9 protein-coding genes are annotated in these 14,031 nt (G+C 72.1%); 4 read left to right on the forward strand and 5 right to left on the reverse strand.

Features of this window, described 5'->3' with window-relative positions; all coding sequences use genetic code 11:
* Window positions 1-100: 100 nt before the first annotated feature.
* Window positions 101-2,752, reverse strand: a complete 2,652-nt coding sequence (locus D1825_RS10735; RefSeq protein ID WP_118767420.1) for a discoidin domain-containing protein — start codon at window positions 2,750-2,752, stop codon at window positions 101-103.
* A 430-nt stretch (window positions 2,753-3,182) separates the two neighbouring features.
* Between D1825_RS10735 and D1825_RS10740 the strand changes: the two genes are divergently transcribed.
* From D1825_RS10740 to D1825_RS10750, 3 genes are all read left to right on the forward strand, one after another.
* A complete protein-coding gene (locus tag D1825_RS10740) occupies window positions 3,183-4,370 on the forward strand; it encodes a LacI family DNA-binding transcriptional regulator (protein ID WP_233549815.1) in 1,188 nt (395 codons plus the stop codon).
* Window positions 4,371-4,457: 87 nt separating this feature from the next.
* Entirely contained in the window at window positions 4,458-5,417 is a 960-nt protein-coding gene (locus D1825_RS10745) for a GGDEF domain-containing protein (RefSeq protein ID WP_118767421.1), read from the forward strand.
* A 64-nt stretch (window positions 5,418-5,481) separates the two neighbouring features.
* Complete coding sequence (locus D1825_RS10750) at window positions 5,482-6,903, forward strand: serine hydrolase domain-containing protein (protein WP_118767427.1); 1,422 nt, start codon at window positions 5,482-5,484, stop codon at window positions 6,901-6,903.
* A gap of 108 nt (window positions 6,904-7,011) precedes the next feature.
* Here the strand turns inward: D1825_RS10750 and D1825_RS10755 are convergent, their stop codons facing one another.
* Entirely contained in the window at window positions 7,012-7,476 is a 465-nt protein-coding gene (locus D1825_RS10755; RefSeq protein WP_118767422.1) for a tRNA (cytidine(34)-2'-O)-methyltransferase, read from the reverse strand.
* Between the two features lie 111 nt (window positions 7,477-7,587).
* Between D1825_RS10755 and D1825_RS10760 the strand changes: the two genes are divergently transcribed.
* The gene (locus D1825_RS10760; RefSeq protein WP_118767423.1) at window positions 7,588-8,658 is read left to right on the forward strand and encodes an aldo/keto reductase; all 1,071 of its coding nucleotides are present in this window, start codon (window positions 7,588-7,590) and stop codon (window positions 8,656-8,658) included.
* Window positions 8,659-8,846: 188 nt separating this feature from the next.
* On the opposite strand, the gene D1825_RS10765 is transcribed toward D1825_RS10760, so the two are convergent.
* The 3 genes from D1825_RS10765 to D1825_RS10775 all read right to left on the reverse strand — a co-directional run.
* Entirely contained in the window at window positions 8,847-10,148 is a 1,302-nt protein-coding gene (locus D1825_RS10765) for an HNH endonuclease signature motif containing protein (RefSeq protein WP_118767424.1), read from the reverse strand.
* Between the two features lie 243 nt (window positions 10,149-10,391).
* A complete protein-coding gene (gene recQ, locus D1825_RS10770; protein WP_407643321.1) occupies window positions 10,392-12,389 on the reverse strand; it encodes a DNA helicase RecQ in 1,998 nt (665 codons plus the stop codon).
* 65 nt (window positions 12,390-12,454) lie between these two features.
* Window positions 12,455-14,031: DEAD/DEAH box helicase (locus D1825_RS10775; RefSeq protein ID WP_138067578.1), on the reverse strand; the 1,577-nt coding region annotated here is incomplete at its 5' end.

Genomic DNA, 14,031 nt, shown 5'->3' on the forward strand with positions numbered 1-14,031 from the left:
CTCGCTGCCGAGGGTCGGTCCGGGCGGGGCCGCAGCCCACAGCCCCGCCCGGACCGGTCAGTCACGCAGGAGCGTTGCTCGTGCGTCGATCACTCACTTCTCAGGCGTAGACCCCGAGCTCGTACAGCGAGTAGCCGTACGCCGTCCCGCGCGTCACGCCCTGGATGCGCACGTAGCGTGCGTTGCCGTTGACCCCGACCGTGTCGACGTTGCCGTCGCCGTTGGTGATCGTCGACAGCGTGGTCCAGGTGGTGCCGTTGTCGGACTGCTGGATCAGGTAGCCCTTGGCGAACGCGGACTCCCAGACGAGCTGGACGTTGCTGAAGGTCCGCTTGGAGCCGAGGTCGACCTGGATCCACTCCGCGTCGGCCCAGCTGCTCGACCAGCGGGTCGAGAAGCTGCCGTCGACGGCCTGGCCCGGCGTGAAGTTGCCGTTGTAGGGGTCGAACGACGACGCCGTCGCCGTCTTGCCCTGCGCGATGTTGGTGCCGGCCACGGCGGGCGGGATGACGCGGAAGGATCGCGTCTCGACGCCGACGTTGCCCTTGCCGTCCTCGGCGAACACGTACGCCTTCCACACGCCGAGCGTCTGCGGGGCCGTGAAGGTGAACGTCGAGCCGCTGCGCGTGAACGGCACCTCCTGGAGGCCGCCCGACTTGTTGATGTAGTTGCTGTTGACGAACACGTGGTACGTGATGGCGTCGCCATCCGGATCGGTCGCCGAGGCGTTGACCGACACGTTCGCACCGGCGACGACGCCCGTCTGGTTGGCGATCGTCATGCCGCTGAACTTGGGCGGCGTGTTGTGCCCGGTAGCCGCGGTGCCGCCGTAGGCCTTGGCGACCGCGTAGTAGCTCAGGCGCTTGTTGTTGCCCGGCTTGATGTTGAACCAGATGCCGCCGAAGTCGCCCTCGTTGCCGTAGTGGAAGAGGGTGGCGCCGAGCGCGACGCCCGGGTGCGCGCCGATGCAGTTCCACGCCTTGGTGTAGCCGTCGGCGTTCTGCTGGTCGGTGCCCTGGTCGGGGACGCCGTTGACGTCGTTCGGGACCTCCCACTCGCCGGCGGGGCCGCCCTCGGTGATGAGGTAGGGCTTGGTGTAGCCGCCGTTGATCCAGGTCTGCTTGGCGTCGCAGATGGCGCCGTAGCTGTTCAGGCCGTAGAGGTCCAGGTCCGGGGCGTTGGCCTTGAGGTACGGCCACGCGCCGGTCCACGCGTCGGTCGAGGTGACCGGGTGGTTCGGGTCGATCTGGTGGATCCGCTTGGCGGCGTCGTTGACGAACGTCGCGTACGCCGCGCGCTGCGTCTCGAGCTCGGCGCCCGAGTAGCAGTTGCCGAGGCCGAGCAGGGACTCGTTGCCGACGTCCCACATGAGCACGCCGGGGTTGTCCTTGTACGCGGTGATCCAGGTGACGATGTCGTTCATCGAGTTCGCCTTGTAGGTCGCGTCGGTGACGTAGTTCGGGCAGCCGCCCGAGCCGGGGCCGCCGCCGGGAGCCAGCCAGAAGCCGGCGACCACGCGGATGCCGGCCGTCGCGGCGGCGTCGAACAGGGCCTTCGAGCCCGCATCGGTTCCCCACGTGCGGATCGTGTTGACGCCGAGCTCTTTGAAGTTGGCGACGTTCGCGGGGAACTCCGAGATCGCGGGGCCCCAGGTCATGCCCTTGGTGACCCACTTCTTGCCGTTGACCGCCAGGGTCCAGTTGCCCTGCGAGCCGATGAGGCGGACCTTGCCGTCAGCCGGGCCGACGACGTCGCCGTGACCGGTGAGGCCGCCGTTGCCGCCGCCCGTGCCGGGGTCGGTCGTGCCGCCGCCGGTCGTGTTGACGGCGACCTCCCAGAGCGAGAAGCCGTAACCCGTGGCGCGGGTCTGCAGGTTGAGGCGCAGGTAGCGGCCGGTGCCGGCCGCGGCGACCGTCTGGTTGCCGCCCGTGCCGTTGGTGACCGTGGCCGCCGTCGTCCACGTGGTGCCGTTGTCGGAGAGCTGCACCTGGAACGCCTTGCCGTAGGCGCCCTCCCAGCTCAGCGCGACTTGGCAGACCTGCTGCGAGGAGCCGAGGTCCACCTGGAACCACTGGTTGTCCGCGAAGGAGCTGGCCCAGCGGGTGTCGGCCTTGCCGTCGACGGCGAAGGGTGCGGCGGTTCCGGCGCCCTCGGACGACGACGCGGTGGCCGTCTTGCCCTGCGCGACGTTCGTCGTGCCGCAGGTGCCCGTGCCGCCTCCGCCTCCCGTGCCGCCGCCGGTCCCCGCCGTGCCGAACACCTGGAACTCCCACAGCGAGTAGCCGTAGCCCGTGGCGCGGGCGGTGCCCTGCAGGCGGACGTAGCGCCCGGTGCCGGTGACGGTGAGCGACTCTTTGCCGCCCGTGCCGTTGGTCTTGGTCGCGACAGTGGTCCACGTCGTGCCGTTGTCGGAGGTCTGGATCTGGTAGCCCTTGCCGTAGGCGGACTCCCAGCGCAGGTCGACGCGCTCGATCGACGCGCTCGCGCCGAGGTCGACCTGGATCCACTGGTTGTCGGTGGCCTGGCTGGCCCAGCGGGTGCCGTTGTCGCCGTCGACGGCGTACTTGGCGCCCAGGTAGTCGGCGCTCTCGGTGGTCGACGCCGTCGCGGTCTTGCCCTGCGACAGCAGCACGGGCGCTGCCTGTGCTGACGCGGCGGGCAGCGTGAGGCCCGCGATGGCGAGCACGCCGGTCGCGACGAGCGCCGCGAGGCGCCTGCCGCGAGCGGTGCCCGAGGGGTGGTGCGTGGTCATGGGTGTCTCCTCGTGGGCGGCTCATCGACGGGGAGCGACTGCGGGCCGACGTCGGTGTCGGTCGCAGGGGCGGGGGTTCGTCGTCGAGCCGGTGCCTGTCGATGCCGTGTGGTGCTGGGTGTTGCATGACGGGTGCTGCCGGCTGGGAGTGCTCCGAGCCGGGTGTTTCCGAACCGATCAGCAAATCTGGGAGAGCGCTCTACCACCGTTGCAGAAGTCTGGGCTGGACGCATGCGAGGTGAGGGGCCGGGGTGATGGCCCGAACTGACGCTCCCGACGGGAAGTGATACCGGGATTTCACCCGCTTCCGCCCGGTACGTCAAGCGGAGACGGCACATTCGTTTCCCGCGTCTCTCCCGGATGCGCCCTCGTTCTGGCCGATTCTGGGCCGGCGAGGGGAGAGCGCTTTCCGCGCTGCTAGGATCCCCGCATGGGACACGACCGGCCCGGCGCAGCCCCGCCCGCCGACGACGCACCAGGCACCGCCACGCTCGGGACGGCCACGCTCGGGACCGCGACGGTCGGGACGGGCATGCTCGGGACGGCCACGCTCGGAGTCGGGACTGTCGGAACGGCCACCGTCGAGCGGGCTGGTGGAGCCCCGACTCTCGAGGACGTGGCGCGGGTCGCGGGCGTCTCGCGCGCCACGGTGTCGCGGGTCGTCAACGGCAAGCGCCGGGTCGCGCCGCAGATCCAGGACGTGGTCCGCGAGGCGATCGCGACGGTCGGCTACGTGCCCAACCTCGCCGCCCGGTCGCTCGTCACGCGGCGCACGGGTGCGGTCATCGTCGTCGTCTCGGGCGCCGAGGAGGCGGCCGCCGACGGCCGCGTCAGCGTCGACTTCGCGGACCCGTTCTTCGGTCGGGTCGTCGGCGGCATGCTGCGCGCGCTGCGCCCCCGCGACGTCGACCCCATCCTCATGCTCGCCGAGACCGACGCCGACCGGGCCCGCGTGATCTCGGCCCTGAGCAACGGCAACGCGGACGGCGCACTGCTCGTCTCGACCCACGGCGACGACCCGCTCCCGGGGCTGCTCGTCGAGGCCGGGATGCCCGCGGTGCGGTTCGCGCGGCCCGCGCACCCGCTGCCGATGAGCTACGTCGACGTCGCCAACCGGGACGGGGCGCGGCTCGCCGCCGAGCACCTCGTCGAGCGCGGCCGACGACGCGTCGTGGCGATCTCGGGCCCGCTCGACGTCCCCTCGGCCCGCGACCGCCTCTCGGGCTTCCAGGACGAGATGGCCCGCCACGGGCACGCGTGGATCCCGGTCGCGACCGGCAACTTCACGTACGGCAGCGGCGTCGCGGCCATGACCGAGCTCCTGGACCAGGACGGTGAGATCGACGCCGTGTTCGCGTCCAACGACCTCATGGCGCTCGGCGCGATCGAGGCGCTCACGGCGCGTGGTCGACGCGTGCCCGAGGACGTCGCGGTGGTCGGGTTCGATGACAGCTCGCTCGGCGCGCACTCGCGGCCCGGGCTGACGAGCGTCCGGCAGCCGATCGAGGAGATGGCGGCCGAGATGGCCCGGATCCTGCTCGACGTCCTGGCCGATCCCGAGCGGCGCGTGACGTCGGTCATCTTCGAGCCGACCCTCGTCGTGCGCGGCACCACCTGACGCCTGCGCGGGAACGTTGCCCGAACTGTGCGTGAACCCGCGCTACCACCCGGACAAATAGCGCTGACCTGCGGTGATACTCACGGGATGCACGCAGATCTCACCACCCTCGCTGACCGACTCGCTTTCGCCGTCGGCGACTACCGCTCCGCCGCGACCGCCACGGTCGACCAGCTGGCACACCCGATCGACGTCGTGGACGCCGGGCTGCCGGTGGCGCGGCTCGAGGTGGTCTTCCGGTCTCCGCACGTCGCGTCGGTGGCCGTCCGGGACCCGCACGACGCGGACCGGATCGGCCTCGTCACGCGTGCGCGTTTCACCGCGGCGATGACCGGGCGCCTCGGCTTCGGCCGTGCCGTCCACGCTCGTCGGGCAACCGCGGAGCTCACCGACTTCGCACCCATGGTCGTGCCGCCGTCGGCGCCGGTCTCGGAGGTTGCGGTCCGTGCGATGGAGCGGTTCGACGAGCGGCGCTACGACGACGTCCTCGTCGCTGGTGAGATCTGGCGCGCGGCGTCGACGGCCGACCTGGTGCGGTCGTTGTCGACCCAGCTCGCGGTGCGATCGCTGCACGACCAGCTCACGGGGCTCCCGCACCGGGCGATGTTCGGCCATGCCCTTGCGCGGCGGTGCGCATCGGCCGCGGGGACGGACTCGCGGGTCGTCGTGCTGCTGCTCGACGTGCGAGGGATCGGGCGGGTGAACAGCAGGCACGGACAGGCGATGGGGGACACGGTGCTCGCGGCAGTGGCCGCCCGCCTGCGCTCCGCGGCACCCGCAGCCAGCGACCTCGCGCGCATCGACGGCGACGAGTTCGCTGTCGCGGTCTCGCTTCCCGGCGCCGCGGATGACGAGCACGGCCACCTGCTGGCCGAGAGCCTGCGCACGCACGTCGTCGACGCGCTCTCCGAGCCGCCCGCCGGCATCGACCCCAGCGCATGGCCCGGGTTCGACAGCTCCGTGGTGTGCTCGGCCGCGGGTGCGGCGGAGCCCGAGCACCTGCTCGGGCTCGCCGAGTCTCGGATGCGGGCCGCCAAGTCCGCCTGACATCGCTCTCGCGTCGGGCGCTCCGGCCCTGCCGGCCGGCCGCCGACGTGCCACGATGGCGGGCGTGCCTGGAACCCCACGCCTGCCCCGGTCCACCCCCGAGCAGCAGGGCGTCTCGCCCGGAGCGCTGCTCGCCCTCGTCGACGCGGTCGTGGGCTACACCGAGCTGCACTCGCTCATGGTGGTGCGCCACGGCCACGTGATCGCGGAGGGCTGGGCGCGACCGTACTCGGCCGACCGGCCTCACCTCCTGTACTCGCTGAGCAAGAGCTTCGCGTCGACGGCCGTCGGGTTCGCCCGCGCCGAGGGTCTGCTCGACCTCGACGACCTCGTGCTCGACCACTTCGCCGACGTCGCGCCCGAGCACCCCGACGAGAACCTGCGGGCGATGCGGCTCCGCGACCTCATCACCATGACGACGGGTCACCACGACGACACGAGCGAGCGCACGTTCCCCACGGAGCACTGGGCGCGGTCGTTCCTCGCGCTGCCCGTCGAGCACGCCCCGGGGACGCACTTCGTCTACAACACCGCGGCGACGTACATGCTCTCGGAGCTCGTCCAGCGGCTCACGGGGCAGCGCGTCCTCGACTACCTCGCCCCGCGGCTGTACGAACCGCTCGGCATCGAGGGCGCGACGTGGGAGCAGTCGCCCGACGGGGTGGACACCGGCGGCTACGGCATGTCGGCGACCACCGAGGACATCGCAGTCTTCGGCCAGCTCTACCTGCAGGACGGCGTCTGGGAGGGGCAGCGGGTGCTGCCCGAGGGCTGGGTCGCCGAGGCGACTGCCGCGCAGGTGCCGAACGGTGACGACCCCGAAAGTGACTGGGCGCAGGGCTACGGCTACCAGTTCTGGCGGGGTCGGCACGGGTCCTACCGCGGTGACGGCGCGTTCGGTCAGTACTGCGTGGTGCTGCCGCACCTCGACCTCGTCGTCGTGATGACCAGCGCCTGCCAGGAGATGCACCACGAGCTCGCTCTCGTCTGGGAGCACCTGCTGCCCGGTGTCTCGGACGAGGTTCTCGCGCCCGACGACGAGACGCGGGCCGCTCTCGTCGCGCGCCTCGACTCGCTCGAGCTCCCGGTGCCGATCGGTGCAGCTGTCGGGGCGCCGGTCGTCGGCCGGACGATCACGTTCGAGACCAACCCGCTCGGGATCCGCACCGCGGTGCTCGGGGCCGGCAGCGAGAGCGACTCGCTCGCGATCGAGTGGGAGCAGGGCACGTGGGACCTGGAGGTCGGCCGGGGCGAGCTGCGGTCGAGCTGGGTGCGCGTCGCGAAGTACTTCGACGAGGAGGTCCTGGCCGCCGGGGCGTGGGTTGCGCCCGACGAGTACGAGCTGACCGCTCGCCTGATCGGCGGACCTCATGCGGTGACCGTGCGGCTGCGGGTCGACGGCGACACCGTGTCCGTGACCGGCGCGGTGAACGTGAAGTTCGGGGAGCGGGAGGTCGGGCCGCTCGTCGGGCGGCTCGGGGACTGACGCTCGAGGACTCTGGCCGGCTCCGCCTTGCTCCGCCTTGCCCGGCCCGGGCTGGTCTCGCCCGGTTGGGCCCGCCTGGGCGGGGTATCCGGTCCCGGTTCTTCGGGGTCAGACGCCGCCGGGGAAGCCGAGCTGGCGCCACGCCTCGTGGGTGGCGATCGCGGCAGCGTTCGACAGGTTCATCGACCGGCGGCCCGGCAGCATCGGGATCCGCAGCTTCTCGGTGACCCACGGGTCGTCGAGCACCTCGGGCGGGAGGCCCGTGGGCTCGGGTCCGAACAGGAGGACGTCGCCGTCGACGTAGTCGATGTCGGTGTACCGCGTGGTGGTCTGCGCGGTGAAGGCGAACACCCGCGCGTCGGGAAGGGCTGCTTTGGCGGCGTCGAGGTCGGCATGGATCTGGACGTCGGCCAGGTCGTGGTAGTCCAGGCCCGCGCGGCGGAGCTTCGCCTCGGAGAGGTCGAAGCCCAGGGGCTCGATCAGGTGGAGCGTCGCGCCCGTGGTGGCGGACATGCGGATCGCACTACCCGTGTTGCCGGGGATGCGGGGCTCGAAGAAGACGACGTGCAGCACCGGGACATCATCCCGTGTCCGCGGCCGTGGTCACGTGAACACGGGGGCCTGCGTGAGGGATAGCGTGGGCGCGTCGAGACGATCGACACGCTCACCGAACCCGGAGGACCGATGTCGCGCTACCGCGCAGCCGATGACCGCTACGAGCAGATCGAGTACCGGCGGGTCGGCCGCAGCGGCCTGCGCCTGCCGGGCCTGTCTCTCGGCCTCTGGCACAACTTCGGCGACACCACCGCCCTCGACACCCAGCGCGAGGTGGTGCTGCGGGCCTTCGACCTGGGCATCACCCACTTCGACCTGGCGAACAACTACGGCCCGCCCCCGGGATCGGCCGAGGAGAACTTCGGCCGGATCCTGTCGGCGGACCTGCGGCCGTACCGCGACGAGCTCGTCATCTCCTCGAAGGCTGGCTACGACATGTGGGCCGGCCCGTACGGGGGCGGCGGGTCGCGCAAGCACCTGCTCTCGTCGCTGGACCAGTCGCTCGGGCGCCTCGGCATCGACTACGTCGACGTCTTCTACTCCCACCGGTTCGACCCCGAGACACCGCTCGAGGAGACGATGGGTGCGCTGCACACCGCGGTGACCAGCGGCCGTGCGCTCTACGCCGGTGTCTCGAACTACTCGCCGTCCCAGACGCGCGAGGCTGCAGCGATCCTCGCCGACCTCGGTACGCCGCTGCTGATCCACCAGCCCAACTACTCGATGTTCAGCCGGCACATCGAGAACGTGCGCGAGGACCAGACCGAGTCGCTGCTCGACGTGGTGGGGGATCTCGGCATCGGCACGATCGTGTTCTCCCCGCTCCAGCAGGGCCTGCTGTCCGACCGGTACCTCTCGGGCGACGTGCCGGCCGACTCGCGGGCCGCCCTCGGCCACTTCCTCAAGGCGTCCGCCATCTCGGAGGACTACCTCACGCGTGCGCGGGGGCTCAACGAGATCGCCGCCGGGCGTGGTCAGTCGCTCGCGCAGCTCGCGCTGTCCTGGGTGCTGCGTGACTCCCGGGTGACGTCGGCGCTCGTGGGTGCGTCGTCGGTCGCGCAGCTCGAGGCGAACGTGGCTGCCCTGTCGGCGCCCGCGCTCACCGACGACGAGATCGCCGCGATCGAGCCCTTCGCCGTGGACGGCACCAGCGCTCGTGAGCGTGTGCGGTCCGGAACGCTCGAGGTCGTGAGCGCCTGAAGTCCTGAGCGCGCCGGGTCGTCCGCATCTCCTGCGGCACGACCCGGCGCGCTCGTGTTTCGGCGGCCGCGGCTCCCGGCTCCACAGTTCCCGGGCTAGCCACTTCCTCGGCTCGCCGCCGCCCCCGGTGGTTACCTGGGCGCCGCCCCGTCACTCGGCCACGCGGACGCCCGCCCTCAGACACCCGGTCAGGCCGCGCGTGCCAGATCGGACCCGTAGCGGGTGGTGAACGTCCACCTGCCCGTGGGCGATCGGCCGATCTCGATGCCGAGCCGGTGCACGAGGGCGTGGTGGTACCAGCACAGCAGGATGCCGCGGTTGGCGTCGGTGTCGCCGAGGTCCCGGACCCAGTGGTCGACGTGGTGAAGCTCGCCGAGCGAGGGTGGCGCACTGCAGTCGGGATATCGGCACGTCCCGTCGCGCGCGATGATCGCCCGCCGTCGTGGGCCGCTGAACGTCCGCTCCGCTCGCCCGACGTTGATGACCTGCGACTGCGGCCCGAACACGACGCGCGTGATCTCGGAGTCGCACGCGAGGCGGGCGAGCACGTGCTGCGGGATCGGACCTGCTCCCGGGATCTCGCCGACTGCGAAGCGCTCCTCGTCGGCGATCGGTTCGAGCCGGAAGCCGAACGGACCGGATGCCGAGCTCCCTGCGGCTCCCGTGCGGTGCAGAGCCCGCTGCAGGCTCTCCCAGTCGACGATGCACGTCAGGTGCGGGCGGACGGCGGCGCCCGATCCGACCAGGCCCTGGTCGAGTGTGAGGCGGGCGACGTCGGCGAGCGCCTGGGCGCGTCGCTGCTGGGTCGTGCGCGTGTCGTCGGGCGTCGGCGGCGTCATCACCGCGTCGAGTGCGGCGCGCAGCGTGGCGCCGTGGTTGGTCGTCAGGAAGCCCTTGAGGTGGAATCCGCCGGTCGTCTCGGAGAGTCCGACGAACTCGCGGTCGGTCGCCTTGCGGTAGCCGCGCTCGTCGCTCTCCGGATCGGCCGCTGCTGCCCACCGCGCGACGAGCCGCGCGAACGGGTCGGCTCCGAGCTGCTCGGCGTGCTCGACGAGGAACTCCTCGCCGCACTCGGAGGCCGGCGCTGCCAGCGCCTCCTTGCGGATGTCCGACGTCGGGGCGTGACGTGCGAGCGCCTGGGCGTGGTCGAACGGGACCGTGCCGGCCGACGCTGCTGCGGCAGTCAGGGGTAGGGCGCCCTGGAACGCGCGGCCGAGCCGGACCAGGGACGCCGCGCGCCCGTACGTCATCCGCCCGGCGGACGACACCCAGGACGCCACGGTGCGCGACCCATCGGTCGCCCACCACCCATCCGCCTCGACGACGGGGAGGCGTCGCGCGGCAAGCGCGGTGATCCGGCCCGCCACCTGGTCGAGCGCGAGGAACTGCTGGGCTGCCTCGCAGCCGTCGAGGTCACGTGGGTCGAACTCGGCGAGCAGGTCGGTGGCGACTCGCATCGCCTCGAGGAGGTCGTCGCTCGAGATCGCCATGTCACCCCCTTGCGCTCGCGTCCGGTATGTCCTGATACGAACAACTGTACGACTGGGGTCTGACACGACAGCCGCGGCGTGGAGCGGGCTGTGGACGGGTCTCGAGGTCGCGGGGACTGTGGTCGGCTCGACGCGGTGGCGGGGCCACTGCAAACGCCGGAGCCACCTGGTCGCACCGCTGACCGCCGCGTCGTGCACCCCGCGCCGACTGCGGCGAAGAACATGACGCGAACCGCCGGAGACTCACCCCGCCAGTGCCGCGAGCACCCCCGGCCCGTACCGCTCGAGCTTCGTCGCCCCGACCCCGCTGACGGTCCCGAGCTCCTCGAGTGACGACGGCATCCGCACGGCGATCTCCCGCAGCGTCGCGTCGTGGAACACCACGTACGCGGGCACGCCCTGCTCGCGGGATGCCCCCGCACGCCAGGCGCGCAGCGACTCGAACGCCGACGCGGCCGTCGCATCGAGGTCGACGGCAGCGGGCCGCGGCGAGTCCGACCGAGAGCGCGACCGGACCGCCTTCTCCGCCTCACGTCGCAGCAGCACGGTCCGCTCGCCGCGCAGCACCGACCCCGACTCGGGCGTCAGCCGCAGCGTGCCGTACCCGTCGGAGTCGACGCCGAGGAACTCCGCGGCGAGCAGCTGGCGCACGACGCCGCGCCACTCCGCCTCGGAGACGTCTGCGCCGATCCCGAAGGTCGACAGCGACGCGTGACCGAGCTGCGCGATCCGCGGGGTGGTCTTCCCGCGCAGGATGTCGACGAGGTGCCCCGCGCCGTAGCGCTGCCCGCGCTGCTCGAGCCGCACGACGGTCGAGAGCAGCTTTTGCGCCGCGAGCGTGCCGTCCCACGAGTCCGGCGGCGTCAGGCAGGTGTCGCAGTTGCCGCACGCCTCGCTCGCCTGGCCGAAGTAGTTGAGCAGCTGCACGCGCCGGCACGAGACGGTCTCGCACAGCGCGAGCATCGCGTCGAGGTGCTGCGTGAGCCGTCGCTTGTGCGCAGCGTCGCCCTCGGAGGTGTCGATCATGCGGCGCTGCTGCACCACGTCCGGCAGCCCGTAGGCGAGCCACGCGGTCGACGGCAGCCCGTCACGCCCCGCACGCCCGGTCTCCTGGTAGTACCCCTCGACCGACTTCGGCAGGTCGAGGTGCGCCACGAACCGGACGTCGGGCTTGTCGATCCCCATGCCGAACGCGATGGTCGCCACCATGACGACGCCGTCCTCGCGCAGGAAGCGGGACTGGTTGCGCGCGCGCACGTTCCGGTCGAGGCCCGCGTGGTACGGCAGCGCCGTGATGCCCTGCCCGACGAGGTACTCGGCGGTCTGCTCCACGGACTTGCGGGACAGGCAGTAGACGATCCCGGCGTCGCCGTCGTGCTCCTCGCGCAGCAGGCTCAGCAGCTGCGAGCGGGGGTTGTCCTTGGGGGCGATCCGGTACTGGATGTTGGGCCGGTCGAAGCTCGCGACGAAGTGCCGCGCGTCCTCGAGCTGCAGGCGGGAGGCGATCTCGGCGTGCGTCGCGTCGGTCGCCGTCGCCGTCAGCGCGATCCGGGGGACCTCGGGCCATCGCTCGTGCAGCATCGACAGCTGCAGGTAGTCGGGCCGGAAGTCGTGCCCCCACTGCGACACGCAGTGGGCCTCGTCGATCGCGAACAGCGAGATCCGACCGCGGTCGAGCAGCTCGACGGTCTCCCGCACCCGCAGGCGCTCCGGAGCCAGGTAGAGCAGGTCGAGCTCGCCCGCGAGGTAGGCGTCCTCCACAGCCCGCCGCTCGAACGGCTGCTGCGTCGAGTTGAGGAACCCCGCGCGCACGCCGAGCGCCGAGAGGGCGTCGACCTGGTCCTGCATGAGCGCGATGAGCGGCGAGACGACGACCCCGGTGCCCGGGCGCACGAGCGCCGGCACCTGGTAGCACAGCGACTTGCCGCCGCCCGTGGGCATCAGCACCAGCGCGTCGCCGCCGCCGACGATCGTCGCGATGATGTCCGCCTGCTCGCCGCGGAACGCGTCGTACCCCCAGACCCGTCGCAGCACCTCGAGCGGCTCGGGTGCCGGTCCGTCGTCGGGGCCCTGCGTGGCACTCCCGACGACGACGGACGCGGGAACCCGCGGCGCGGGAGCGACAGCGGGCGCACGCGACGAGAGGACGGACTCCGGCGGCACCTCGTCGTACCCCGGGTCGAACGGGGGCTCCTCGAGGTGCCAGTCGAAGCCCTCGTCGGGCGCGGAGTCGGGGTTCACGCGACAACCCTACGAGCCGGTCCCGACAACCGGGGACATCGGCCGACGGGGCTGTGGACGAGTGCTCAGACGCCGAGCAGCGCGCGCACATCGTCGGCGCCCATCCGCGAGTCGGACAGCTCGCCGCCGCCCATGACCGAGTCGAACAGCGCCGCCTTCTCGGCCTTGAGCGCCATCACCTTCTCCTCGATCGTCCCCTTCGCCACCAGCCGGTAGACCATCACGGTCCGCGTCTGCCCGATGCGGTGCGCGCGGTCGACCGCCTGCGCCTCGACGGCCGGGTTCCACCACGGGTCGAGCACGACGACGTAGTCCGCCTCGGTCAGCGTCAGCCCGAAGCCACCGGCCTTGAGGCTGATGAGGAACACGGGCGCCGAGCCGGACCGGAACGACTCGATCACCGCCGGCCGGCCCCGCGTCCTCCCGTCGAGGTACGCGAACGCCGTCCCGCGCTCCGTCAGCCGGGACCGCACCCGGTCCAGCACGCCCGTGAACTGCGAGAACACGAGCACCCTGTGCCCGTCGGCGACGATCTCGGCGAGCATCGACTCGAGCACGTCCAGCTTCGACGCCGGCACCCCCGCGTGCGCGTCGTCGACCAGCGACGGGTCGAGCGCGAGCCGCCGCAGGAGCGTGAGCGAGCGGAAGATCTCGAAGCGGTTGCCGTCGAAGTCGGCCAGCAGCCCGAGCACCTTCTGCCGCTCGCGCTGCAGCTGCCGGTCGTAGACCGAGCGGTGCTTGGGCGCGAGCTCGACGTCGACGACCGTCTCGACGCGGGGCGGCAGCTCGGACGCGACCGACTCCTTGGTCCGGCGCAGCACCACGGGCCGGATCAGCCGGCGCAGCTGCGCGAGCCGCTCCGAGTCCCCGGCGCGCTCGATCGGTAGGCGGAAGTGCTCGACGAACCGCTTCTGCGACGGGAAGAGCCCGGGCGCGACGATCCCCAGCAGCGCCCACAGCTCCATGACGGTGTTCTCCAGCGGCGTCCCTGTCACGGCGAACTTCACCGGCGCGCGCAGCGTCCGGGCGCACGCGTAGGCGCGGGAGTCGTGGTTCTTGACCATCTGCGCCTCGTCGAGCACGAGCGCGGACCACTCCTGCGCGTCGTACTCGTCGTGCTCGATCCGGAACAGCGCGTAGGACGTCACGACGACGTCCGCGCCCGCGACCGCCTCGGCCAACGCGTGCCCGCGCCGTGCCGCGGTCCGGTCGACCGTCGCGACCCGCAGGTCCGGCAGGAAGGTCGCGGCCTCCCCGGCCCACGCGCCGACGACGGACGTCGGGGCGACGACGAGCAGCGGCGGCCGACCCGCGGCCCGCAGGTGCGCGGCCAGCGAGAGGACCTGCAACGTCTTGCCGAGGCCCATGTCGTCGGCGAGGATCCCGCCGAGCCCCGCGTCGGCCAGCCGCGCGAGCCAGGCGAATCCCGACTGCTGGTAGGGCCGCAGCTCCGCGCGCACCGAGGTCGGCACGGGCGTGTCCGGCAGCGGCTCCTCGAGCGCCCGCACCTGCGCGACCGCCTCCTGCCACTGCGCGGCCTGCGCGACGACGATCCCGAGGTCCTCGAGCTCCGCCCACATGCCGGCCTGCAGCCGCCCGACCCGCACGGAGTCCGAGTGCTTGTCCTCCAGAGCGCGCGACT

The organism is Cellulomonas rhizosphaerae (genome assembly GCF_003470205.1).
Taxonomy (GTDB): domain Bacteria; phylum Actinomycetota; class Actinomycetes; order Actinomycetales; family Cellulomonadaceae; genus Cellulomonas; species Cellulomonas rhizosphaerae.